This window comes from Bifidobacterium callitrichos DSM 23973 (assembly GCF_000741175.1).
In the GTDB taxonomy this organism is placed as follows: domain Bacteria; phylum Actinomycetota; class Actinomycetes; order Actinomycetales; family Bifidobacteriaceae; genus Bifidobacterium; species Bifidobacterium callitrichos.
In genome coordinates, this window is sequence record NZ_JGYS01000001.1 from 79,908 (window position 1) to 102,476 (window position 22,569).

General features: G+C 63.8%; 21 protein-coding genes. 14 read left to right on the plus strand and 7 right to left on the minus strand.

The features are described from left to right. The first annotated feature begins 9 nt into the window (after positions 1 to 9). From BCAL_RS00360 to BCAL_RS00390, 7 genes are all read left to right on the plus strand, one after another. On the plus strand, positions 10 to 525 hold the full coding sequence (locus BCAL_RS00360) for a cell division protein SepF (protein WP_043167168.1): 516 nt from the start codon (positions 10 to 12) through the stop codon (positions 523 to 525). A gap of 169 nt (positions 526 to 694) precedes the next feature. Then, on the plus strand, positions 695 to 976 hold the full coding sequence (locus tag BCAL_RS00365) for a YggT family protein (protein ID WP_043167171.1): 282 nt from the start codon (positions 695 to 697) through the stop codon (positions 974 to 976). Between the two features lie 189 nt (positions 977 to 1,165). Continuing rightward, positions 1,166 to 2,518 carry a DivIVA domain-containing protein gene (locus BCAL_RS00370; protein WP_043167172.1) on the plus strand — a complete coding sequence of 451 codons (1,353 nt, stop codon included), beginning with the start codon at positions 1,166 to 1,168 and terminating at the stop codon, positions 2,516 to 2,518. A 20-nt stretch (positions 2,519 to 2,538) separates the two neighbouring features. Then, positions 2,539 to 3,078: a signal peptidase II gene (gene lspA, locus BCAL_RS00375; RefSeq protein ID WP_043167174.1), complete on the plus strand. Its 540-nt coding sequence runs from the start codon at positions 2,539 to 2,541 to the stop codon at positions 3,076 to 3,078. After that, a complete protein-coding gene (locus BCAL_RS00380; RefSeq protein ID WP_043167176.1) occupies positions 3,075 to 4,019 on the plus strand; it encodes an RluA family pseudouridine synthase in 945 nt (314 codons plus the stop codon). Before lspA ends, BCAL_RS00380 begins: the two co-directional genes overlap by 4 nt. A 34-nt stretch (positions 4,020 to 4,053) precedes the next feature. Then, positions 4,054 to 7,605: a DNA polymerase III subunit alpha gene (gene dnaE / locus BCAL_RS00385; RefSeq protein WP_043259965.1), complete on the plus strand. Its 3,552-nt coding sequence runs from the start codon at positions 4,054 to 4,056 to the stop codon at positions 7,603 to 7,605. Positions 7,606 to 7,725: 120 nt separating this feature from the next. Continuing rightward, positions 7,726 to 8,616 (plus strand): aldo/keto reductase, encoded by an 891-nt coding sequence (locus tag BCAL_RS00390; RefSeq protein WP_043167561.1) that lies wholly within the window; start codon positions 7,726 to 7,728, stop codon positions 8,614 to 8,616. Between the two features lie 154 nt (positions 8,617 to 8,770). On the opposite strand, the gene BCAL_RS00395 is transcribed toward BCAL_RS00390, so the two are convergent. Genes BCAL_RS00395 through BCAL_RS00425 form a run of 7 tightly spaced genes read right to left on the minus strand, consistent with a single transcriptional unit; the run spans position 8,771 to position 14,834 of the window. Next, positions 8,771 to 9,400 carry a DUF6466 family protein gene (locus tag BCAL_RS00395; RefSeq protein WP_238549565.1) on the minus strand — a complete coding sequence of 210 codons (630 nt, stop codon included), beginning with the start codon at positions 9,398 to 9,400 and terminating at the stop codon, positions 8,771 to 8,773. Further along, positions 9,397 to 10,431 carry a VWA domain-containing protein gene (locus BCAL_RS00400; protein ID WP_152600431.1) on the minus strand — a complete coding sequence of 345 codons (1,035 nt, stop codon included), beginning with the start codon at positions 10,429 to 10,431 and terminating at the stop codon, positions 9,397 to 9,399. The genes BCAL_RS00395 and BCAL_RS00400 overlap by 4 nt, the downstream gene beginning before the upstream one ends. Positions 10,432 to 10,448: 17 nt before the next feature. Next, positions 10,449 to 11,528, minus strand: coding sequence for a vWA domain-containing protein (locus BCAL_RS00405; RefSeq protein ID WP_043167577.1), 1,080 nt, complete (start codon positions 11,526 to 11,528; stop codon positions 10,449 to 10,451). Then, on the minus strand, positions 11,528 to 12,064 hold the full coding sequence (locus tag BCAL_RS00410; protein WP_043167557.1) for a hypothetical protein: 537 nt from the start codon (positions 12,062 to 12,064) through the stop codon (positions 11,528 to 11,530). The genes BCAL_RS00405 and BCAL_RS00410 overlap by 1 nt, the downstream gene beginning before the upstream one ends. Positions 12,065 to 12,066: 2 nt before the next feature. Then, positions 12,067 to 13,023 carry a DUF58 domain-containing protein gene (locus tag BCAL_RS00415; RefSeq protein ID WP_043167554.1) on the minus strand — a complete coding sequence of 319 codons (957 nt, stop codon included), beginning with the start codon at positions 13,021 to 13,023 and terminating at the stop codon, positions 12,067 to 12,069. Further along, on the minus strand, positions 13,020 to 14,102 hold the full coding sequence (locus BCAL_RS00420) for an AAA family ATPase (protein ID WP_043167552.1): 1,083 nt from the start codon (positions 14,100 to 14,102) through the stop codon (positions 13,020 to 13,022). The genes BCAL_RS00415 and BCAL_RS00420 overlap by 4 nt, the downstream gene beginning before the upstream one ends. Before the next feature lie 33 nt (positions 14,103 to 14,135). Beyond that, on the minus strand, positions 14,136 to 14,834 hold the full coding sequence (locus BCAL_RS00425; RefSeq protein ID WP_043167549.1) for a uracil-DNA glycosylase: 699 nt from the start codon (positions 14,832 to 14,834) through the stop codon (positions 14,136 to 14,138). Positions 14,835 to 14,969: 135 nt separating this feature from the next. Between BCAL_RS00425 and BCAL_RS00430 the strand changes: the two genes are divergently transcribed. The 7 genes from BCAL_RS00430 (at position 14,970) to BCAL_RS00460 (ending at position 22,565) form a co-directional block, all read left to right on the plus strand. After that, positions 14,970 to 15,701, plus strand: a complete 732-nt coding sequence (locus tag BCAL_RS00430) for a LytR C-terminal domain-containing protein (protein WP_043167547.1) — start codon at positions 14,970 to 14,972, stop codon at positions 15,699 to 15,701. A gap of 164 nt (positions 15,702 to 15,865) precedes the next feature. Next, on the plus strand, positions 15,866 to 16,069 hold the full coding sequence (locus BCAL_RS00435; protein WP_043167546.1) for a cold-shock protein: 204 nt from the start codon (positions 15,866 to 15,868) through the stop codon (positions 16,067 to 16,069). Positions 16,070 to 16,390: 321 nt separating this feature from the next. After that, a complete protein-coding gene (gene groL / locus BCAL_RS00440) occupies positions 16,391 to 18,016 on the plus strand; it encodes a chaperonin GroEL (protein ID WP_043167545.1) in 1,626 nt (541 codons plus the stop codon). A gap of 192 nt (positions 18,017 to 18,208) precedes the next feature. After that, entirely contained in the window at positions 18,209 to 19,114 is a 906-nt protein-coding gene (locus tag BCAL_RS11990) for a TPM domain-containing protein (protein ID WP_052119322.1), read from the plus strand. Between the two features lie 97 nt (positions 19,115 to 19,211). Beyond that, positions 19,212 to 19,943 (plus strand): response regulator transcription factor, encoded by a 732-nt coding sequence (locus BCAL_RS00450; protein WP_043167544.1) that lies wholly within the window; start codon positions 19,212 to 19,214, stop codon positions 19,941 to 19,943. 242 nt (positions 19,944 to 20,185) lie between these two features. Continuing rightward, positions 20,186 to 22,078, plus strand: a complete 1,893-nt coding sequence (locus tag BCAL_RS00455) for a sensor histidine kinase (protein ID WP_420796799.1) — start codon at positions 20,186 to 20,188, stop codon at positions 22,076 to 22,078. 97 nt (positions 22,079 to 22,175) lie between these two features. Then, positions 22,176 to 22,565 (plus strand): cold-shock protein, encoded by a 390-nt coding sequence (locus BCAL_RS00460; RefSeq protein ID WP_043167542.1) that lies wholly within the window; start codon positions 22,176 to 22,178, stop codon positions 22,563 to 22,565. The last annotated feature ends 4 nt before the right edge of the window (positions 22,566 to 22,569 follow it).

Here is a 22,569-nt window from a genome sequence, read left to right on the forward strand (position 1 = left end):
GATTGAGGCATGGCTGGATTCATGAAGAACGCGATGTCCTATCTGGGCATGTCGGACGTGGCTGAGGACGATGACGATTTCGATGTCGCCGACGAGCCCGATACTCCGGTCTCCGCCGCGACGTCCGCGCCGGCGTTCGATTCGGATCGCGTGGTCACGCCGATGCCGGCGGCCAAGCCGGCCCAGTCCGGCCCCACGTTGTCCTCCGGCTCCACCACGCGTACGGCGAGCCCGTTCCAGAATCGCATGAACCGCATCACCACCATCCATCCGAAGTCCTATGAGGACGCGCAGATGGTCGGTCGTGCGATCCGTGACGGTGTGCCCGTCGTGCTCAATCTCACCGGCGTGCCCGAGGCCGTGGCCTATCGCATCGTCGACTTCTCTGCCGGTGTGGTGTTCGGCGTGCACGGTTCGATGGAGCGCGTCACCCCGCGCGTGTTCCTCCTGAGCCCCTCCCAGGTGAACATCAAGGTGGAGGAGCCCATCACCGCCAACAGCGCCCACGATCTGTTCACCGAGTGACCGGCGACCAGGGCGGGCGTCCACATCTGACGGACACGTTCATCGAAACGGGATCGGACCTTTACGCTCCGGTCCCGTTTCGCGTAATCGGACTTGATCCGGCTTGCATCCAGTCCGTTCACAGCGAACGTTGCGCGAACCTTCCATAAGGCTTGATACGGTGTCGTATATGCTTTTCATCATCTTGATGCGTCTGCTCGACGGTCTTATCGACGCCTACATCACCGTGCTGTTCATCCGCATGATCCTCGACTGGGTCGCGATGCTGTCCCCGATGTGGCGTCCGCGTGGCTTCGTCTACACGATCATCGACATCATCTATCGGATCACCGATCCGCCGCTCAACTGGCTGCGACGCTACATCCCGCCGCTCAGGCTCGGTCCGGTGGCGCTCGACCTGAGCTTCATCGTCCTGTACTTCCTGCTGGTGGTGCTGCGCGTGCTGATCTGATCGGGCCGCGTGCGAGGATATCGGGTGATATCGGGGGTATGTCGGCGTTTGCCCCCGATATTTTCACGGGATATGCCCTCAATCTTTTCGTAAAAGCCACGAAAACTCCATAAAGGCTCATGTCCGTGGTAAGGTCGTATCTGATACCAACGTAAGCGAGGCACAGCCCCAAAGCGAGGTGTAAGATTTATGGCTCTGTTGACGCCGAAAGACATCAGGGAGCGCACGTTCCAGACGGTGCGTTTCAAGGAAGGATATGACGTCGACGAGGTCGACGATTTCCTTGACCAGGTCACTGAAACCGTCGAAGCGCTCGGCAAGCAGGCCGTTGCGGGCGGTCAGGCGACTCAGTCGTTGGGTCCGGACGTTACCGCACTCAACAAGAAGATCTCCGATCTCAACGCTCAGGTTCAGCAGCTGCAGGATGAGAACAAGCAGCTGAAGGATGCAATGCAGCAGGGGGCCGGCAAGGGAGATCAGAACGCCCAGGTCGTGGCCGCCAAGCTGTCCGAGGCCGAGGAGTCCAACCGTGCGCTGACCTCCCAGAACGAGCAGCTCAAGGCGCAGACCGATCAGCTCAAGGCGCAGACCGATCAGCTCAACGCTCAGATCGACCAGCTGACCGCACAGGTCGCGCAGGCCTCCGGCAACCAGGATGCCGTCGCACAGCAGATCGCCGCCATCCAGAAGGAGCGCGACCAGTTCCGCTCCCAGAACGAGGATCTGTCCCGTCAGGTGGCCGCCTTCCAGCAGCAGGCCGCCGGCGTGCAGCAGCAGGCGCAGCAGATCGCCAACCTGACCCGCCAGCTCGAGGAATCCAAGCAGCGCGAGAACCAGCTGCGCGAGCAGGTCTCCAAGGTCGAGCCGAGCACTGAGACCGGCTCCCTGCAGAAGATCGCCGGCGCCGCAGCCGGTGCGGGCACTGAGCCCGAGCGCGCCACCGCCATGCTGACCCTGGCCATGCAGCTGCACGACCAGTACGTCGACAAGGGCAAGGCCAAGGCAAAGGAGATCTCCGAGAAGAGCCAGCGCGACTACAACGACCTTATCGGCAAGGCCAACGACTACAACGATCGCACCCGCACCGAGGCCGACGACTACAACAAGCGCGTCCACTCCGAGGCCGACGCCTACTCCGATCGCACCCGCTCCGAGGCCGACGCCTACTCCGTCAAGACCCGTCAGGATGCCGACACCTACCTCACCGAGAAGCACAACGAGGCCGATCAGTACGAGGCCGAGGTGCAGCGCCGCGCCGCCGACTACGACAAGAAGGTTCGTGCGGACGCCGTCGCGTACGACAAGAAGCTGCGCGCCGAGTCCGACGGCTACAGCAAGAAGACCCGTGCCGCCGCCGACGACTACGCCGATCAGGTGCGCACCAACCTCACCAATGAGTCCAAGCTCATCGAGGGCAACATCCAGGGTCTCAAGCAGTTCGAAGCCGAATACCGTGCCCGCCTGACCGACTTCCTCGGTCAGCTGGTCAATCAGGTCTCGGATACGAACAACTACAGCCGAACCGAGCAGTCCGGCGAGTGATTTCGGACTGAATCCGCTCTATGGAAACGATTCGAAAGGGACGGCTGCGCATACGCGTGGCCGTCTTTGCTTGTGTCGCCGTCGTCGCGCTGATCGTCGACCAGCTCACCAAACTGTGGGCGTTGGACGTGCTCGGCGACGGTCGTACGATTCCCGTCATCCCCGGTCTGCTGTCGTTCACGCTGGTGCGTAACCCGGGTGCCTCCCTCGGCTTCGGTTCGGGATCCACATGGATGATCTCGCTGCTCGCGATAGTCGCATGCATCGCACTGATCGTCGTGGCCGTGCGCACCATCTCCATGGCATGGACCACCGCGTTCGCGTTCGCGTTCGCCGGCGCCTTCGGCAATCTCATCGACCGCGTCGTCTATGCCGACGGGTTCCTCAACGGCAAGGTCGTCGACTTCCTCAACTACGGCTGGTCCGTCGGCAACGTGGCGGATGTGTATCTGGTCATCGCCGGCGTCGTCATCGTCGCGATGATCCTCGCGAACGTGCCGTTCAGCCAGAAGGACCTCGACGAGAAGCGGGGTGCGAGCGAGAAGGGCAGTGCGGCATGAGCCGTCTTGTCCCAGCCCCCGACGCGCTGGTCGGCAGGCGCTTCGACGTCGCGGTGGCGAAGATGCTGGGCGTCTCCCGCTCCAAGGCCGCCGAACTCATCGATTCCGGTCAGGCGCGCGTGCTCGACCGCAGCATCGCCAAGTCGGGCACGCTGCAGTCCGGTGAGACCGTGGAATTCGATCTCGCCGAAGAGCAGCAGACCCCCGAACCGATAGCCGATGACATGGCCGTCGTCTACGAGGATGATGACGTGGTGGTGGTCGACAAGCCGGTCGGCGTCGCCGCCCACGCCTCCGTCGGATGGACAGGCCCCACCGTGCTTGGCTCGCTGCGCGATCGCGGCGTGCACATCACCTCGTATGGCGCCGCCGGGCGCGAGGGCATCGTCTCCCGTCTCGACGTCGGCACATCCGGCTTGATGCTCGTATGCAAATCCGATCTGGCATACGTGGAGATGCGCCGTCAGTTCGCCGAACACGAAGTCGTCAAGACCTATCATGCGCTCGTGCAGGGTTCCCTCAAACAGGACAAGGCCACCATCGAGGCGCCGATCGGACGTGCGAAGGTGTCCGACTTCCGCTTCTGCGTGACGCCCGCCGGCAAACCGGCCGTCACGCACTGGGATGTGATGGAGCGATTCGGGGGAGAGGCGACGCTGGTGTCGGTCAACCTCGAGACCGGCCGCACGCACCAGATCCGCGTGCACTTCTCCTCGATCGGACATCCGCTCGTCGGCGACCACATGTACGGCGCGAACCCGGTGCTGGCCGAGGAGGTCGGCCTCGACCGCCAGTGGCTGCACGCGATGCAGCTCGAGTTCCGCCATCCGCGCACCCGCGTGTGGACGACCGTCACCTCGCAATACCCGGCCGATCTCGACCACGCCTTGGAGGTCATGCGCGCCCGCCACAAGAACGACGACGTGGTGGCCGCCGACTGACCTGCCGGGCGGGCCCGGCGGTATGCTGGAACGCATGGCTGATTCGGGAAACTTCGTTCATCTGCACAACCACACGCATTACTCGCTGCTCGATGGGGCGTCCAAGATCCCGGATCTGGCGAAGTATACGGCTGAACTGGGCATGCCGGCGGTCGCCATTACGGATCACGGCAACATGCATGGTGCGTACGAGATGTATACGAACTGCGTGGCCAACGGTGTCAAGCCGATCATCGGGATCGAGGCGTATGTGACGCCGGAGACGGCGCGTCAGGACAAGTCGCGCGTGCACTGGGGCACCGAGGAGCAGCGCAGCGACGACGTCTCCGGCGGCGGTCTGATCACGCACATGACGATGTGGGCGGAGAACGATGAGGGTCTGGTGAACCTCATCAAGGCGTCGTCGGTGGCGAACCTCGAAGGCCGAGTGCAGCGTTATCCGCGTATGGACAAGGAGGTGCTCGCGACCTATTCGAAGGGTGTGATTGCGTCGTCGGGTTGTCCGTCGGGCATCATCCAGACGAGGTTGCGTCTGGGGCAGTTCGATGAGGCGTTGCGTGCGGCGGGGGAGTTCCAGGACATCTTCGGGCGTGACAATTTCTATATCGAGCTGATGGATCATGGTCTGAGGATCGAGCAGCAGGTCACGTCCGGTCTGCTGGACATCGCCAGGCGGCTGAACGCGCCGCTGTTGGCCACGAACGATTCGCATTACGTGCATGCGGAGGACGCGGAGGCGCAGGATGCGATGCTGTGCATCAACTCGGGTTCGCATCTGGATGATCCGAACCGGTTCAAGTTCGATGGCACGGGCTATTACATCAAGCCCGCGGAGGAGATGCGCGAGTTGTTCCGCGAGTTTCCGGAGGCGTGCGATAACACGTTGGAGATCGCGGAGCGGTGCAATGTGATCTTTGATGATCACGAGGACGGTGCGTTCATGCCGCAGTTCGACTGTCCGGAGGGGTGGGATGAGGCGAGTCTGTTCCTCAGGAAGGTGGAGGAGGGGCTGGAGCGTCGGTATGACGGCAACGTGCCGGAGCATGTGTCCCGTCAGGCGGATTACGAGTGTGGTGTGATCTGTCAGATGCAGTTCTGCGGTTACTTTCTGGTGGTGGCGGATTACATCCAGTGGGCGAAGGATCACGGGATCATGGTGGGGCCGGGTCGTGGTTCGGCTGCGGGGTCGATGGTGGCGTATGCGATGGGCATCACGGAGCTGGATCCGTTGAAGCATGGTCTGATCTTCGAGAGGTTTCTGAATCCGGAGCGTGTGAGCTTGCCGGATATTGATGTGGACTTCGACCCGGAGGGGCGTCTGCATGTGATCGACTACTGCGGTGAGAAGTACGGGCGGGACAAGGTGGCGCAGTGCGTGATCTACGGTGTGATCAAGACGAAGCAGGCGTTGAAGGATTCGGCGCGCATCATGGGCTATGAGTTCGCGATGGGCACGAAGGTCACCGAGGCGCTGCCCCCGTCGAAGAACGGCAAGGACGCGAGTCTCAAGGAGATCTTCGATCCGACGTCGAAGCGGTATGCGGAGGCGCGTGAGTTCCGTGAGCTGTACGAGTCGGATCATGACGTGCACATGGTCGTCGACAAGGCGAAGACGATTGAGGGTCTGATTCGTCAGACGGGTGTGCATGCGTGTGCGACGATCATGGGTAGTGAGCCGATCACGGATACGTCGCCCCTGCTGGAGCGTACGGATGGCACGGTGACGACCACGTTCGAGTATCACACGTGCGAGACGCTGGGACTGGTGAAGATGGACTTCCTGGGGTTGTCCAACCTGACGATCATCCAGGACACGCTTCGGAACATCGAGGCGAACGGCAAGCCCGCGATCGACTACACGAGGATCCCGTTGGATGACAGGGCCACGTACGAGCTGCTGTCGCGTGGTGACACGCTGGGCGTGTTCCAGCTCGATTCCGACGGCATGCGCAGTCTGCTCAAGATGTTGAAGCCGGACAACTTCAACGACATCTCCGCTCTGATCGCGCTGTACCGTCCGGGTCCGATGTCGATGGAGTCGCATATCAACTACGCCAAGCGCAAGAACGGGTTGCAGAGGATCACGCCGATCCATCCGGAGCTGGACGAGCCGCTTCGTCAGGTGCTTGACGAGACGTATGGTCTGATCATCTATCAGGAGCAGGTGCAGTCGGCGGCGCGTATCCTGGCGGGGTATTCGCTGGGCAAGGCCGATGTGCTGCGGCGTGCGATGGGCAAGAAGAAGCCGGAGGTGCTGGCCAAGGAGAAGATCCCGTTCTTCGCGGGCATGAAGGAGCACGGCTATTCGGAGGAGGCGTCGCAGGCCGTGTGGGACGTGCTGGTCCCGTTCTCGGGGTATGCGTTCAACAAGGCGCATTCGGCCGCGTACGGTTTGATCTCGTATTGGACCGCGTACTTGAAGACGCATTATCCGGTGGAGTTCATGGCGGCCCTCCTGCAGGGTGCGAAGGGCAACAAGGACAAGACCGCGTTGTATCTGGGCGAGGCGCGGCGCATGGGCATCCAGGTGCTGTCGCCGGACGTCAACGAGTCCCAGTTCGCGTATTCGGCCGTGGGTGACGTGGTGCGTTTCGGTCTGGGTGCGATCCGTAACGTGGGCGAGAAGCCGGTGGCGGATATCATCGCGGAGCGTTCCGGCGGTCATGGCCGGTATGTGAACTTCATGGACTTCATCCGTCGCGTGCCCTTGACCGCGCTCAACAAGCGCCTTGTCGAATCCCTGATCAAGGCGGGCGCGTTCGATTCCATCGACCCCAACCGTCGCGCGCTCTACGAGATCCACGAAGCCGCCATCGATTCGGTCGTCAGCCTCAAACGCAAGCAGGCCGAGGGCCAGTTCGACCTGTTCTCCGACGATGAGGACGGTGGCGCCGAGGCGATGGGCGACGCGTCCATCACCGTGCCCGACGTGGAGGAGTGGGACAAGAAGACCAAGCTCAACTTCGAACGCGAGATGCTCGGCCTGTACGTCTCCGACCATCCGCTTTCCGGCATGTCCGCCGTGCTGGCGGGTCTGCGCGAGATGTCGATCGCGCACCTCATCGACCGTGCTCGCACCATGGGCGACGGCCAGCAGGTCACCCTCGCCGGACTCGTCACCAACGTGGACCGCCGCGTCTCCAAGAAGGGCAACGCGTGGGCGATCGTCACCATCGAGGATCTGGAAAGCTCCATCCAATGCCTGTTCTTCGGCAAAGTGTACGAAGCCGCGGCAGCCGAACTCACCGTCGACCAGATCGTCCAGATCCGCGGACAGGTGGAACTGCGCGACGAGACCGTCTCGCTGCGCGCCACCGAAATGCAGGTGCCGTCATTGGAGGCGGAGGACGAACGTCCGCTGGTCATCACCCTGCCCGAAGTGGCGGTCGACCGGCCGCACATGATGAAGCTCGGACAGGTGCTCACCAACCATCCGGGGTATTGTGAGGTCAGACTCGCGATCATGAACGAGAAGGGCGACGCCGAGGTCATGACCTTCGGCGACCGGTTCCGCGTCAAACGCGACACCTCGCTCTTCGCCGAACTCAAGATCCTGTTCGGACCTCGATGCCTGCCCGCCGCGTGAAAGCTCACACGTGTAGGATAAGGCGGTGAAGGGCGGTCCGGGGCAGACCCTCCCCGGACCGGCAGGCAGACCGGCATACGCATCGGCGCACAATCGTCGCACAGGTTGGGAGGACTTGTCATGACACTTGGGGAAGCAGCACTTCAATCGCCGGAAGTCACGTTGAACGACGCGAACCACACCGTCATTCCGCAGATCGGATTCGGCGTCTTCCAGATTCCGCCCGAGGACACGCAGCGGGCCGTCGAGGAGGCGCTCGCGATCGGCTACCGTCACATCGACACGGCCGCCGCCTACTACAACGAGAAGGAGGTCGGCGAGGCGCTCAAGGCCACCGGCATGGCCGGCAAGGTGTGGGTCACCACCAAGCTGCGCAACTGCGACCAGGGACGTGAACCCGCACGCATCGCCCTCGAACGCTCGCTTGACAAGCTCGGCCTCGACCACGTCGACATGTACCTGATCCACTGGCCGTTCGCCGCCGTCGACCTGTACCGCGAGACGTGGCGTTCGCTGCTCGAACTGCGCGACGCCGGACTCATCCGCGTGCCGGGCGTCAGCAACTTCCTGCCCGAGCATCTTGAGGCCATCATCGACGACTCCGGCGCGGCCCCGGCAGTCAACCAGATCGAGGTGCACCCGCGGTTCAGCCAGCCGGCGAACATCGCCTATTGCAAGGACCACGGCATCACCGTGGAGGCGTACAGCCCGCTCGGCCACGGTTCCGACATGAACGCGGAACCGGTGCTCGCCGCCGCGCAGGCGCATCAGGTCACGCCCGCCCAGGTCGTGTTGCGCTGGCACACGCAGGAGGGTCGCATCGTCATCCCGAAGTCCAAGCACCCCGACCGCATGCGTCAGAACCTCGCCGCGGCGTCGTTCGATCTCACCGACGCCGAACTGGCGGCCATCGACGCGCTCGACACGCCGGAGGGACGCGTGAGCGCGGATCCGGCCACGTTTGTTCAATCGCAGTCGTGGGCCAACCAGCACTCGCGCGGCAACATCTAGTCCTCTGTCGGATCGCCCCCGTTATGTGACGATGCACGACACACTCAAGGCCGTTCGGCCAAGCCTACGGTCGTGCATCGTCACATAACGGGGGCTCGGATAGTGACGAACTCACGTTCGCGCGCTGCTGGTTGAAAATCCCATTAAGCGCCAATCACCACGGTTTGGTGGTTTGGTTCTGGTTGGCCTTCTTGCTGGGGGTCTGCTGGGTGGAGGTGCTGGTGTCGGTGGACTGCTGGTTCGATTTGAGCAGCTGCTCCACCTGCGCCCTCTGCTGATCGGTGAGTGCCGGGCCATTGGAGGAGTTGTCCTGGTTGTTTGTGGCTGCGCCTGTATCGTCGGACCCACTGCCGGAGCCGTCCGTTCCGTTGCCGGACGAGGACGATCCCTGCTGTTCGGCGAGACGCCGCTCGATCAACGCGGTGAGCTGGCGGGAGATCTCTGTGTTCGTCTTCAGAGACGACCGCACGTTCGGCAGCAGCGCGGCTTCGAGCGTGGCGGCCTCCCTGAACTGGGCGTCGGTCTGCTGCTGACTCGCCTTGAGCGTGGCGAGGTCGGCGTCCTCCTTGTCCGCGGCCTTGATGTTGCGCGTCAGGGTGGCGGTCGCCTGATTGAACTGGCCGACCGCCACGAGGTTCGTCAGAGCGAGACCGGCCATGACCAGAGCCGCCACGGCCACGACGATGAGCAGGATACGCACGGGCAGTGCGGCCCGGGGTTTTGGCCCGGCCGTCCGTGCGGCGTTCGCGGCGTGCATATCGGTTCTATCGCTTCCGCGTGTCATATCAGTCTCCTCGACAGTACGATCTGTGCGCCGGCCTCCCATGCCAGCAGCAGAGCCATCACGATCGCCAACGGCCATACGACGGGCGTCGTACGGGTGCGGGACTTGGCTGTGGACGTGATCTTCCACTGGGTGGATGCCTTGGCCGACATCCCGTCCTTCATGGTTTTGGTGGCGGAGACGGGCAGATACGAGCCGCCCATCTCGTCGGCGATGTCCTTGAGGTTGCCTTCGTCCATCCTCGAGATGCCGGGCTGTCCGGTATCGGGATCCGTCACCCACTCCTGGGCGTTCTGGCCGTTCGACGTCTGTGCGCTCACCCCGTCATCGATCTTCGGGATCCTGCCGCCCTCCGTTGATCCGACGCCCACGGTGAACGCGTCGGTCAGATAGCTGCGCAGCGTCGAGAACGTGCGTCGCGTGCGCGCGGAGGTCTGCTCGCCGTCGGTGATCACATACAGTACGATCGCGTCGTCGGGATGCAGATCGCGCATCTGCTTCAATGTGGAGACCAACGAGTCGAGCGGCGCATCGAGCGACGAACCGCTCGACACGCTCGTCGCCTCGGGAGCGAGCGTCGCGGCCCAGTTGCGGATCGCCGGCGCATCCGGCGTGAGCGGCACGTCAAGCGTGCCGGACGCGCCGAACCGCATCGCGGCGAAACTCGCATCCGCATACAGGTTCGTCAGATCGTCCACGGCCCTGCGCGCCGCATCCAGACGCGTGATCGTCTCATCGGAACCGTATTTCGCATCCGAGACGGCCATCGAACCGGTCACATCGACCGCCACGACCACATCGGTGGCGTTCACCGCACGTGATGTGGTCGAAGAGACGACGCTCGGCGTGAGCATCATCAGCGCCGCGATCAGACAGACAAGCGTGCGCCTGACGCACGAGCCTATCGTCTCGTCGCCGGCACGCCCACGTGCATGCCGTACGATCTCGACGACGGCGAACACGATCATCAGCGCTGCGATCGCGCCGCCCGCAAGCCAGCCGAGCGCGGGGGAGAGGGTCAGCGACGTCAGTGCATGCAACGGATTCGTCATCGCTTCAACCTCCAGACGGTGATCAGCCACAGGCCGAGCGTGATGCTCAGGGCCAGCGTCCACCATTTCGGATCGTCGACGACGGCGGCCTGATGGGCCTGACGTTCCTGCGTCTCGCGTCTGCCGTCGATGTCACGCACCAGCTCGTCCACGCTCGACCCGTTCGCCTGGGTCAGGAAGACGCCGTCATGCGCCTCGATGAGCTGCCTCATGCGCATGGTCGTGTTCTCGCCCTCGCTGGCACGGGGGCCGGAGAACAGGCCGTCTACGGTGATCCCCGCCTGCGAGGTCAGATCCAGCGCCTGCTCGAGCGTATACGTGGGCGTGCCGGACACCACGTTATCGGTGGCGAGCACGATCGAGGCGGCGCGGCTGCGATTCGCCGATGCGTCGGCGGAGCCGGATGAACCGGAGGAGCCGTAGGTGAATCCGGGCAGCATCGCGGCGCAGGAGACGACGCCATCGCCGATCAGCGACGTCGTGTCCTTGCGGTTCTGCGTGCCCTCAAGCCAATCGGAGATCCTCTGATAGTCGGAGTCGCTCATCTTGTCGATATCATCCTGCGATTCGACGCCCTTGAGAATATCCGACGACTCCCTGAGCTGCCTGGAGACCAGATCGTAGTCGTCGGTCAGCGGAAAGACCGTACGCGAGGTCGAGTTGAAGATGCTCATCCCGATGCGCTCGCCCTGGAAGCGCGAGACGAGATCACGATACGTGTCGATCACCTGACGGTCGTACGGCAGCGTCGATCCGGACACGTCGAGACACAGGACGATGTCACGGCTTGCGGAACGCTCCTGACTGCTGTCCACCGTCGACGGACGCGCGATCATCGTGACCGAGAGCAGCGCGGCCGCCGCCAGCAGCGCCATCGCGACGCGGTTGAGCCAGCGCCACCGACGGAACAGGCGCGAGGCGAACTCGGTGTTGAGATCGTCATCCAACGAGAACACCCGTGCCGCATCGGATTCGTCACGCCCCCGGCGCGACATCGCGATCGTCAGGATGATGATCGCCGCTACGACGGTCACGCCTACCAGTGCGGCCCACGGCCATTGCCAGGACAGTTGCATCAGCGAGACCACCTTTCCACCAGATTCGACACCCATCCGGCGGCCTCCTCCACACTCGCCTCCCGGGCGGGGCCGTTGACCGTGCTATCCGCGAACTCCGGCGGATACAGCGCCGAAATCGTCAGACGCAGCATGTCGAACCCCTGCTTCGTCGACGACGTGCGCGGTTCGCGACGGATGTCGGCGAGCGTATGCGACTTGAGATCACGTCCCGACGCCTCGGACGCATAGTCGCGGGCGATGGACGCCAGTTCGGCGAACGCCTCGCCGCGTTCCAACGCTCCGGCCTGATGGCGCGACACCACGTCGTCGATACGCCGATGCCAACGTCGACGATCCTGCGCATCGGCATGCGCGCCACGCTGGCGCGCCGCGGCACGCACCCTTCTGGGACGGGACAGCAGCACCACGCCCACGACCAGTATGATCGCGGCCAGCACGCAGGCGACGGCGACGAGCGGCGTAGTCAGATCGATCGGACCGACGGGGGTGCCTAAAGCAACGTGTTCCGCGGCCGCGAAGACGAACGAACGCATGATCACGCCTCACCTCCCGACATCGACAGCGAGCCGCCGACCGCCGGATCGCGCGCAACGAGACGGACGCCGGAAGTGCCGGCCAGCGAGCGGGAGACCAACGCGACGAACGCGTCGAACATCGCCTCGCTGGAACCGGCATGGATCAGATGCCCTCCCACACGCGAGAGCTCATGCTCCAGCGAAGCCGCCAGAAACGCGCGATGCGTATCCACCTGTTCGGCCGCACGCGCGTCGACGAAGAACGCGGGCAGCCGTCTGCCGCCGAGCCCATCGAACACATGCGTTCCGGCCGCCACGGCGAACGGATTGACCGTCGCCACATCGATGAGCACCACCGGATGCGTGCGGGCGATGAGCCGGATCGACTTGATATGCCGTTCGACCAACGCCTGCTCGTCGGTGGCGATCACCACCAGCGCACGGCGATCCTTGATGCGCCGCGCGTAGTCGAGCAGTGCATCGATATTGCGACCATGACGCCACCTGCGGTTCAACGCGCCGTCCAGCGTGCGCTCGAACTGGGCGAACCCGCCGTTGAACGGCACTCGCGTGATGCTCGCCGCATCGCCGAACACCAGCGAGATGTCATCCGAACGGCGCAGCGACAACGCGGCGAACATGCGCAGCGCATTCGCCGCCACCTCATACGCGCGTTCCCCCGACTCGCATGAACCGGTCATCTCCAGACCGACATCAAGCAGCATCCACACGCGCGACGTGACCAGACGCTCACGATGCACCACCATCGGCCGGCCCATGCGGGCGCTGGTCTTCCATTCGATGAGACGCGCCTCGTCACCGGGCTCGTAGGCACGCACATCCATCAACTCGTCCGAGCCGCCCGCACGCCGAGAGGAATGCTCGCCCTCGATCACGCCCAGCGCCTTACGGACGGTGGGCATCGTCAGCTGCGTGCCCAACGCCTCGATCCTGGCCCTGATCGGATCGTCGATCATGGAACGGGGACCGCCTGGACGATGCGATCAACCACCTGATCGGCGTTCACGCCATCCGCCAGCGCCTCGAACGTCAGCAGCACGCGATGGCGCAGAATCTCACGCATGTGCGCCTTGAGATCCTCCGGCACCACGTAATCGCGGCCTGACAGCAGCGCGCTCGCCTGACCGATGCGGACCAGCGCGATGGAGGCGCGCGGCGAGGCGCCAAGCCTGACCAGCGACCCCAGACCCTGCACCGGATGCGAGCCGGCACCTCGGGAGGTCGCCGTCACATCGGCCGCATAACGCATGATCGCATCGGAGACATGCACGCGTCGGGCGGCATCGCGCAGGAACTCCACGTCACGGATCGACAGGCGCTCGGCGGTCAGCTGCGTGGGATCGAACACATCCGAGCCGCGACGGGTGAGCAGCGCCAGCATGCGCGTCTCCTCGTCCGGCGTCGGATAGGTCATCATCGCCTTCATCATGAAACGATCCATCTGCGCCTCGGGCAGCGTGAACGTGCCCTCCTCCTCGATCGGATTCTGCGTGGCGATCACCATGAACGGCTTCGGCAGCGCGATACGCTGGCCGCCGATCGTGGTCGCGCCCTCGGCCATCGCCTCGAGCATCGCCGACTGCGTCTTCGCGTTCGAGCGGTTGATCTCGTCGAGCAGCACGAAATTGGCGTGGATCGGACCGATCTGCGTGGTGAACTTCTGCGTGGCGAAATCGAAGACCTGCGTGCCGACCAGATCGGACGGCATGAGATCGGGCGTGCACTGCACGCGCTTGAACGTGCCGGAGACCGACGTCGCCAGCGTCTGTGCGGCGGTGGTCTTCGCCAGACCGGGCACGGATTCGATGAGGATATGGCCGCCGGCAACCAGTGTGAGGATCAGCGATTCACGCAGATTGTCCTGACCGACCAGCGTCTGCGCGAACCGTGAGCGGATGCGATCGGCAAGCGCCTTCGAGCGCGCGACATCATCGGCGCTCAGCGCGCTCGCCGACGCGGAGACCGGCGTCGGCGGCATCAGAGGCGATTGCGTAGGCTGCAGGGGCGTCTGCGGTTTGGGAGGGAAAAATGCCATGCGCTCCACTGTAACTAGGTGCGGTGACCGGGATCAGGGCAGCTGCCAGTTGACGGGGTCGGCGCCCATGGCGATGAGGGCCTGATTGGCCCGGGAGAAGGGGTGGGAGCCGAAGAAGCCGCGTGAGGCGGACAGTGGGCTTGGATGTGGGGATTTGATGATGACGGCGTTGGTCAGCAGAGGTTCCAGCGTCTGCGCATTGCGGCCCCACAGGATCGCGACCAGCGGACGCGGCTTGCCCGTCTGCGGATCGACGCGCGCGTTCAGGGCTCTGATCGCCGCCTCGGTGACCTGTTCCCAGCCCTTGCCCTGATGCGAGTTCGGACGGCCCACGCCGACCGTCAGACACCTGTTGAGCAGCAGCACGCCGCGTTCGGTCCATGGGGTCAGATCGCCGTTGCTTGGCATCGGCACCCCCAGATCGGAGACCAGCTCCTTATATATATTGATCAGGCTCTTGGGCAGCGGGCTGACGTCCGGGGCGACGCAGAAGCTCAGTCCCACCGGGTGCCCCGGAGTCGGGTAGGGGTCCTGACCGACGATCAGCACCTTGATCGAATCGAAGGGGATCGTGAACGCCCGGAGGATGTTATGGCTTGCGGGCAGCCAATGGCGTCCCGCGCGATTCTCCTCGCGCAGAAAATCTCCCATGTGGTGGATCGCCGGTTCGACATCCGCCAATGCGGCGGCCCAACCGGGTTCGACGAGTTCACTCAACGGTTTGACGCTCATGATGGTCTACTCTACGCGCTCCATGCGCCGTACACGAACGTGCACATCCGGTGGCGGCACGGGCGCATCATTGCGTATGGGGATGCGCTGACGTTACACTCTTGGATAGTTCACATGGATGGAGGAATGAGCAGTATGGCGAAGCGAGATCGAAAGCGGGACAACGGCGAATCCTATGAGCCGGACGTCTTCGACAATCCGCCGTCGGGCCCTGCCGGCGTCCATCGCGGCAACACATCCCTAGCCTCACGCCTGGTGCCGTTCGCGATCGTCGTGCTGGTGGCGGCGCTGTGCGGATTCGCCGCATGGGGATTCTTCTCCGGCGAAGTGAACAACATCACATGGCCGTGGTCCTCGCATTCCACCACGCAGAGCGCGGCCGACGCGTCGAGCGAGTCGAAGTCGTCGTCCTCCGACTCCACGGACTCCTCCGATTCATCCGATTCCTCGAAGTCCGACTCCTCGGCGTCAAAGGATTCGTCCTCTGATTCGTCCTCGAAGCAGGATTCCTCCGATCAGCAGACGAGCGATGCGCAGGCCCAGCAGGATGAGGCCGCCAAGCAGCAGGCGGCGCAGCAGCAGGCCGAGGCGGCCGCCCAGCCGAACAAGGCGACCGAGGTGCGGGTCGTCAACGGCACCAGAACCTCCGGATACGCCACCTCCCGGAAGAACACGCTCAATGCGGCCGGCTATACGAATGTCGTGGCCGCCAACCCGAGCGGCAGCCTGCCGAGCTCCACCGTGGTGTGGTACCAGTCCGAGTCGGACAAGGCCACGGCCGAGAACGTGGCCAGTACGCTGGGCATCTCCAATGTGCAGCAGGCGTCCGGCATCTCCGCCGCGATCGTGGTGGTGCTGATGAACTGAAATCCCATGAATCAGTTCCATGCGTGGAACCCGCCTTGTTGTTGTTTTGGGTCGCGTCTATACTGGCCCTTTAGTCGCGAGGCGGGGGGAGCGCGGTGTTGTGGTTGTATGTCCCTCCGTGTCGGGAGAGATATAGAGCTCACACAGCTAAGGGAAGTGCAAACATGGCGCAAGGAACCGTAAAGTTTTTCAGTAACGGCAAGGGGTATGGCTTCATCACGCCGGAAGGCGGAGGTGAGGACGTGTTCGTCCACTACTCGGTTATTCAGGGCGAGGGATTCAAGACTCTGGACGAGGGAGACAAGGTCGAATACGAGGCCGAGAAGGGCCCCAAGGGAATGCAGGCCACGAAGGTCACCAAGCTGTGAAAATGTGACCGCGTGCGAGTACAAGGCATCGCCCGCATATAAGTGAAGAGTTCGTGAGGTTGAGGATTCGGACCCCTCAGGTTCCCCCGGTCAGTACGACGGGGCTTTTTTCATGCCTTTTTTCCATCTTTTCCCTCGGCTGTTTCATGCCCAAAGCGCAATCGCCGAAACGAATGTTGGCACTCGACGATGCAGAGTGCTAATGTCTGGGTTAGCACTCGGAGGTCGAGAGTGATAACCCGCAGCTGACGGCGGGAGGTTGCTCCGGACCGTACGGGTGAATAACCGGAACCGAATAAAGCCATTTGGAGGAACACAACCATGGCAAAGATCATCGCGTATGATGAGGAAGCCCGTCAGGGCATGCTGGAGGGCCTCGACAAGCTCGCCAACACCGTCAAGGTCACGCTGGGCCCGAAGGGCCGCAATGTCGTGCTCGACAAGACCTACGGCGCTCCGACCATCACCAACGATGGCGTCTCCATCGCCAAGGAGATCGATCTCGAGGATCCGTACGAGCGCATCGGCGCCGAGCTGGTCAAGGAAGTCGCCAAGAAGACCGACGACGTCGCCGGCGATGGCACCACCACCGCTACCGTGCTGGCCCAGTCCCTCGTGCACGAAGGCCTGAAGAACGTGGTCGCCGGTTCCAACCCGATCGCGCTGCGTCGCGGCATTGAGAAGGCCGCCGACGCCATCGTCAAGGAACTCATCGCCGCCGCCAAGGACGTCGAGACCAAGGACCAGATCGCCGCTACCGCGACCATCTCCGCCGCCGATCCGGAGGTCGGTGAGAAGATCGCCGAGGCTCTGGACAAGGTCGGTCAGGACGGCGTCGTGACCGTCGAGGACAACAACCGCTTCGGTCTGGATCTCGAGTTCACCGAGGGCATGCGCTTCGACAAGGGCTACATCGCCCCGTACTTCGTCACCAACGCCGACGACCAGACCGCCGTGCTCGAGGATCCGTACATTCTTCTGACCTCCGGCAAGGTCTCCAGCCAGCAGGACGTCGTTCACGTCGCCGAGCTGGTCATGAAGACTGGCAAGCCGCTGCTGATCATCGCCGAGGACGTCGACGGTGAGGCTCTGCCGACCCTGATCCTGAACAACATCCGCGGTACCTTCAAGTCCTGCGCCGTCAAGGCCCCGGGCTTCGGCGACCGTCGCAAGGCCATGCTGCAGGATATGGCCATCCTCACCGGCGCTCAGGTCGTCTCCGATGAGCTGGGCCTCAAGCTCGACTCCATCGACACCTCCGTGCTCGGCCACGCCAAGAAGGTCATCGTCTCCAAGGACGAGACCACCATCGTTCAGGGTGCCGGCTCCAAGGAGGACATCGACGCCCGCGTTTCCCAGATCCGCGCCGAGATCGAGAACACCGATTCCGACTATGATCGCGAGAAGCTGCAGGAGCGTCTGGCCAAGCTGGCCGGCGGTGTCGCCGTCATCAAGGTCGGCGCTGCCACCGAGGTCGAGGCCAAGGAGCGCAAGCACCGCATCGAGGACGCCGTGCGCAATGCGAAGGCCGCCATCGAGGAGGGTCTGCTGCCCGGCGGTGGCGTCGCCCTCGTTCAGGCTGCCGCCAAGGCCGAGAAGGATGAGTCCGTCACGTCTCTGACGGGCGAGGAGGCCACCGGTGCGGCCATCGTGTTCCGCGCCATCGAGGCCCCGATCAAGCAGATCGCCGAGAACTCCGGTGTGTCTGGCGACGTCGTGATCAACAAGGTCCGCTCGCTGCCGGAGGGTGAGGGCTTCAACGCCGCCACCAACACCTACGAGGATCTGCTGGCTGCCGGCGTCACCGACCCGGTGAAGGTCACCCGCTCCGCTCTGCAGAACGCCGCCTCCATCGCCGGTCTGTTCCTGACCACCGAGGCCGTCGTCGCCAACAAGCCGGAGCCGAAGGCCGCCGCCCCGGCCGCCGGTGCCGACATGGGCTACTGATCGTCACCCCAAGGATAGACGGACAGTTACGTAGACGAATAGTCTGACGCAAGGGTCCCGGTTCCCGCTCATGGGAACCGGGACCCTTGTTGTCGTTCATGGGTTCACGCGGTTCATGGGTGTGTATGAGTTCGACGTGCGTGTCGGTCATGCCGGACCGTTCCCCGGCCGGAAGGCGCTAATGTGGGACATATGACTTTCGCTTTCGCACGATTCGCTGATCACGACGATTCGAGAACGTCGTCTTCGCGCCCGATCATGCTCCCGGTCGTGGCGGCGCTGCTGATGTGCCTTACCATGATCGTGCCGTCCATGGTGCTTGCTCCCGTCGCCGTGGCGGCGCAGACCGGAACGATGACCAACGAGATCACCGACCCGCAGAACCTGCTCGGCTCCAACGTCTCCACGGTCACCGACAAGATCAAGCAGACCGAGGAGACCACCGGAGTGCACGTGCATCTGCAATACGTGGAAAGCTTCGGATCAGACATCACGCCGTCCACATGGGCGAACCGCGTGCTGGAGGCGAGTAAGCCGGAACCCAACACCGTGCTGCTCGCGGTGGCCTCCGGCGACGGCAATCTCATTGTGGCTGTCTCGTCGAACTCCGACGAATGGCTGCGCGACGAGAACACCGTCGACGAGCTGAGCAAGGCGGCCACGGCCCCTCTGGCCAAGCAGAACGACCAGAACTGGTCGGGCGCGGCGATCGCCATGATGGACGAGATCGAACAGCAGAAGCGGACCTCGACCAACTCGCGCGCCATCAGAATCGGCGTCATCGTCATGGGCGTCGTGCTCATAGTGCTCGTCATCGTGATCGTGGTGACGCTGACCGTGCGTCGCCGTCGCAGGGGGCGCAGAGCCGCCGGCGGCTCCGGATCGAAGTCGTCGAAGAAGTCGGACAGGTCGTCGAAATCGCAGCCGGCGACCGGTGCCGGTGCCGAGCCCGCGGCGGAGGAGAAGGCCATGGCCGACCTGCTCAATGCGATCGAGAAGGATGAGAGGAACGAGGAGAGCGGCGGAGCCAGGCCGATGACCCGACGTCAGATGCGCGAGGCGCGCAAGGTCAAGCGGGGCCCGTTCGGCCGGAAGTAGGCAGGACAGGCCGCACATCGCCAGGCCGGTTCGATCGGCAAAGAACGCACAGACGCCTTTCAGGAAACCTCCAGACAGAGAGGCCAAGCTGGAAGCCATGAGCAAGCCTATTGAAGCAAACATCGTCGTCGTCGACGACGAGCCGTCCATCCGTGAATTGCTGGTCGCCTCGCTCCATTTCGCGGGCTTTGAGGTGAACACCGCAGCCTCCGGCTCCGAGGCCATCGAGGTCATCGAGAAGGTCAGGCCCGACCTCATCGTGCTCGACGTCATGCTGCCGGACATCGACGGATTCACCGTCACCCGCCGCATCCGTCAGGAGGGCATCGATTCCCCCGTCTTGTTCCTCACCGCACGTGACGACACTCAGGACAAGGTCATGGGACTGACCGTCGGCGGTGACGACTACGTCACCAAGCCGTTCAGCCTCGAGGAGGTCGTGGCGCGCATCCGCGCCATCCTGCGCCGCACCCGCGAGCAGGAGGAGGATGATCCGGTCATCCGTGTGGCGGATCTGGAGATCAACGAGGACTCCCACGATGTGACGCGTGCCGGTCAGACCATCGATCTGAGCCCCACCGAATACAAGCTGCTGCGCTACCTGATGGACAACGCCGGACGAGTGCTCTCCAAGCCGCAGATCCTCGATCACGTCTGGCAGTACGACTGGGGCGGCGACGCGGCCATCGTCGAAAGCTACATCTCCTACCTGCGCAAGAAGGTCGACGGCATCGAGGTCACCGACGAGAACGGAGAGAAGCATAAGGTCACGCCGCTTATTGAGACCAAGCGCGGCATCGGATACATGATTCGCGAACCGAAGTCATGATCGTACATCCCGCGAACACCGCCGGAACGTCGAAACCAACCGCAGCTGCAGGCGCTCCCGGAAGGCCCGCAGCCCCCGTCCCTGCGGCGGGCAAGGGCCCGTGGCATCGATTCACCCGACTGTTCCTCGACAGGATCGACCGCGTCTCGCTGAGCGCCAAGCTCGTCGCCTGCACGCTGGTCATCCTCATCGTCGGAACCGTCGGCATTTCGGCTACCATCCGCCAGCTCGTCAGCGGCTACATGCTGGAGAAGACCGACTCGCAGATCATCTCGCAGCGTGACATCGTCTTCCAGTACGTGCAGCAGAACCCCACACAGAACAGCGGTCTCAACAGCTACTTCGTGGAGGTCCGCTACGCGAAGGACGGCAAGCTGACGAACGTCTCCAGAACGCCATCCTACCCGGTGCTGGAGGGCAATGTCGTATCCATGCCCCAACTGCCGTCCAACGCGCAGATCACCGCGGACATGCTCGGCAAGCCGTTCACCACCAGCGCGAAGGTCGTCTCGCTGCAGACGATGAGCTCGAACTCGTCGGGCACAGTCCCCGGTACGGGCACGCCCGACGCCAGCGGGGGAGCTGCGGATGGCTCCGGATCGACCGGATCCGACGGCTCCTCCGACCAGTCCGCGAACGGCGCGGATCCCGGGCAGTCCCAGCAGTCGTCGCCGGACGGCCAGAGCTCTGATGCGTCGGGTTCCTCGCAGGCATCAGGGACACCGGTCACCAGCTCCCGCAAGACGCTGCAGGCGGCAAGTGCCCCGTGGCGCGTCGGCGTCTTCCAATGGGAGGACAAGGAGACGGGCGCATACAGGGGAGTCGTGTTCATCGGACTGTCCCTGGCCGATCAGATCGACACCATCAACACGCTCACCCGGTACTGCATCACGGTGGGCATCGCGATCGTGCTGCTCGGCGGATCCCTGTCGGCGCTGATCATCCAGCGCACGCTCGACCCGCTCAAGCGCATCGAGAAGACCGCCGCCAAGATCGCCGCCGGCGATCTGAGCCAGCGTGTCCCGTACGCGCCGGAGAACACCGAGGTCGGCTCGTTGTCGGCATCGCTGAACATGATGCTCACACGCATCGAACAGAGCTTCCACGAACAGGAACAGACCACGGCGAAGATGAAGCGGTTCGTCTCCGATGCCAGCCACGAGCTGCGCACACCGCTCGCGGCGATCCACGGCTATGCGGAGCTGTACACCATGCAGCGAGGCATGCCCGGGGCATTGGAGCGCGCCGACGAATCGATCGCGCACATCGAGCGTTCCAGCCAGCGCATGACCGTGCTCGTCGAGGACCTGCTGTCTCTGGCGAGACTCGACGAGGGTCGCGGCATCGACATGACCCAGACCGTCTCGCTCACCACGCTGGTCACCGATGCGGTCGACGACCTGCACGCGCTCGACCCGCAGCGCGAGGTCACCCGCGGCACGGTGGCGTTCGAGCCATCCAGCGACATGACGCATCCGAGCACCCTCGGCATCGAAGGCGACTCGATGGCGTCGATCACGATCACCGGCGACGCTTCGCGTCTGCGGCAGGTCGTCACCAACATCGTGGGCAATATCCACCGGTACACGCCCGATGATTCGCCCGCACGGGTGGGACTGGGAGTCGTGGCCGCGTCGATCACCCCCGAGCAGCTCTCCCGCATGCCCTCCAACGACGAATCGCTGCGGCGGTTCCTCGAGGCGGCCGAGGTCGGACACACGATGCACACCGGCACCAACTATGCGGTGCTGCGGTTCGAGGACCACGGACCCGGTGTGCCCGCCGAGTCTCGCGCGCAGATCTTCGAACGCTTCTACACGGCGGATCCCTCGCGCGCCCGCGAAAAAGGCGGCACTGGCCTCGGCCTTGCCATCGCGCAGTCCGTGGTCAAGGCGCATAGGGGACTCATCTGTGCCACCGAGACCTCGGGAGGCGGTCTGACGTTCACGATCATGCTGCCGCTGGGACCGGTGGATGCCAATGCGTCCAGCGAAGTCGGCGCTGCTGCCGCAACGGGCAAGAACGGCGGTGCGGCAGGCAGCGCCAAACAGGCTCGTCAGACCAAGCGAGGCAAGGACGGCAAAGGCGGCAAGGACGGCGGTAAGCGGGGATCGTGGTTCTCCCGTTCACGCTGATCGCGGTTTCCTTCGGCTTCGCCATCGGCGTGTGACGGGGTGATGCGGTAGAATAAATCGGCTTAGCAATACTGGAGTAGGAAAGTGAGAGTGTACGATGCCCACCGGTCGAGTTCGTTGGTTCGATGCCGCCAAGGGATATGGCTTCATCACCAGTGAGGAAGGCAAGGACGTGTTCCTGCCCGCGGCCGCGCTGCCGACTGGCGTCACCACGTTGCGCAAGGGCGCTAAGGTGGAGTATTCCGTCGTCGAAGGCCGCAAGGGACCGCAGGCCATGGATGTGAACGTCGTCGCCGCCGCGCCGTCGCTGGTCAAGGCCACGCGGCCGAAGCCGGACGATATGGCCGCCATCTGCGAGGATCTCATCAAGATGCTGGACTCCGCGGGCAACACGCTGCGCCGCCATCGCTATCCCTCCTCCGCCGAGAGCCGCAAGCTGGCAACCCTGCTGCGTGCGGTGGCGGACAACTTCGACGTACAGGACTGAAAAC

Coding starts and splice junctions, on each gene's coding strand:
- BCAL_RS00425 (WP_043167549.1), bottom strand. CDS start 14,834: ATGAGCGTCAAACCGTTGAGTGAACTCGTCGAACCCGGTTGGGCCGCC.
- BCAL_RS00365 (WP_043167171.1), top strand. CDS start 695: ATGCTTTTCATCATCTTGATGCGTCTGCTCGACGGTCTTATCGACGCC.
- dnaE (WP_043259965.1), top strand. CDS start 4,054: ATGGCTGATTCGGGAAACTTCGTTCATCTGCACAACCACACGCATTAC.
- BCAL_RS00380 (WP_043167176.1), top strand. CDS start 3,075: ATGAGCCGTCTTGTCCCAGCCCCCGACGCGCTGGTCGGCAGGCGCTTC.
- BCAL_RS00415 (WP_043167554.1), bottom strand. CDS start 13,023: ATGATCGACGATCCGATCAGGGCCAGGATCGAGGCGTTGGGCACGCAG.
- BCAL_RS11990 (WP_052119322.1), top strand. CDS start 18,209: ATGACTTTCGCTTTCGCACGATTCGCTGATCACGACGATTCGAGAACG.
- lspA (WP_043167174.1), top strand. CDS start 2,539: ATGGAAACGATTCGAAAGGGACGGCTGCGCATACGCGTGGCCGTCTTT.
- BCAL_RS00450 (WP_043167544.1), top strand. CDS start 19,212: ATGAGCAAGCCTATTGAAGCAAACATCGTCGTCGTCGACGACGAGCCG.
- BCAL_RS00420 (WP_043167552.1), bottom strand. CDS start 14,102: ATGGCATTTTTCCCTCCCAAACCGCAGACGCCCCTGCAGCCTACGCAA.
- BCAL_RS00410 (WP_043167557.1), bottom strand. CDS start 12,064: ATGCGTTCGTTCGTCTTCGCGGCCGCGGAACACGTTGCTTTAGGCACC.
- BCAL_RS00390 (WP_043167561.1), top strand. CDS start 7,726: ATGACACTTGGGGAAGCAGCACTTCAATCGCCGGAAGTCACGTTGAAC.
- BCAL_RS00435 (WP_043167546.1), top strand. CDS start 15,866: ATGGCGCAAGGAACCGTAAAGTTTTTCAGTAACGGCAAGGGGTATGGC.
- groL (WP_043167545.1), top strand. CDS start 16,391: ATGGCAAAGATCATCGCGTATGATGAGGAAGCCCGTCAGGGCATGCTG.
- BCAL_RS00430 (WP_043167547.1), top strand. CDS start 14,970: ATGGCGAAGCGAGATCGAAAGCGGGACAACGGCGAATCCTATGAGCCG.
- BCAL_RS00460 (WP_043167542.1), top strand. CDS start 22,176: ATGCCCACCGGTCGAGTTCGTTGGTTCGATGCCGCCAAGGGATATGGC.
- BCAL_RS00360 (WP_043167168.1), top strand. CDS start 10: ATGGCTGGATTCATGAAGAACGCGATGTCCTATCTGGGCATGTCGGAC.
- BCAL_RS00455 (WP_420796799.1), top strand. CDS start 20,186: ATGCTGGAGAAGACCGACTCGCAGATCATCTCGCAGCGTGACATCGTC.
- BCAL_RS00405 (WP_043167577.1), bottom strand. CDS start 11,528: ATGCAACTGTCCTGGCAATGGCCGTGGGCCGCACTGGTAGGCGTGACC.
- BCAL_RS00395 (WP_238549565.1), bottom strand. CDS start 9,400: ATGACACGCGGAAGCGATAGAACCGATATGCACGCCGCGAACGCCGCA.
- BCAL_RS00370 (WP_043167172.1), top strand. CDS start 1,166: ATGGCTCTGTTGACGCCGAAAGACATCAGGGAGCGCACGTTCCAGACG.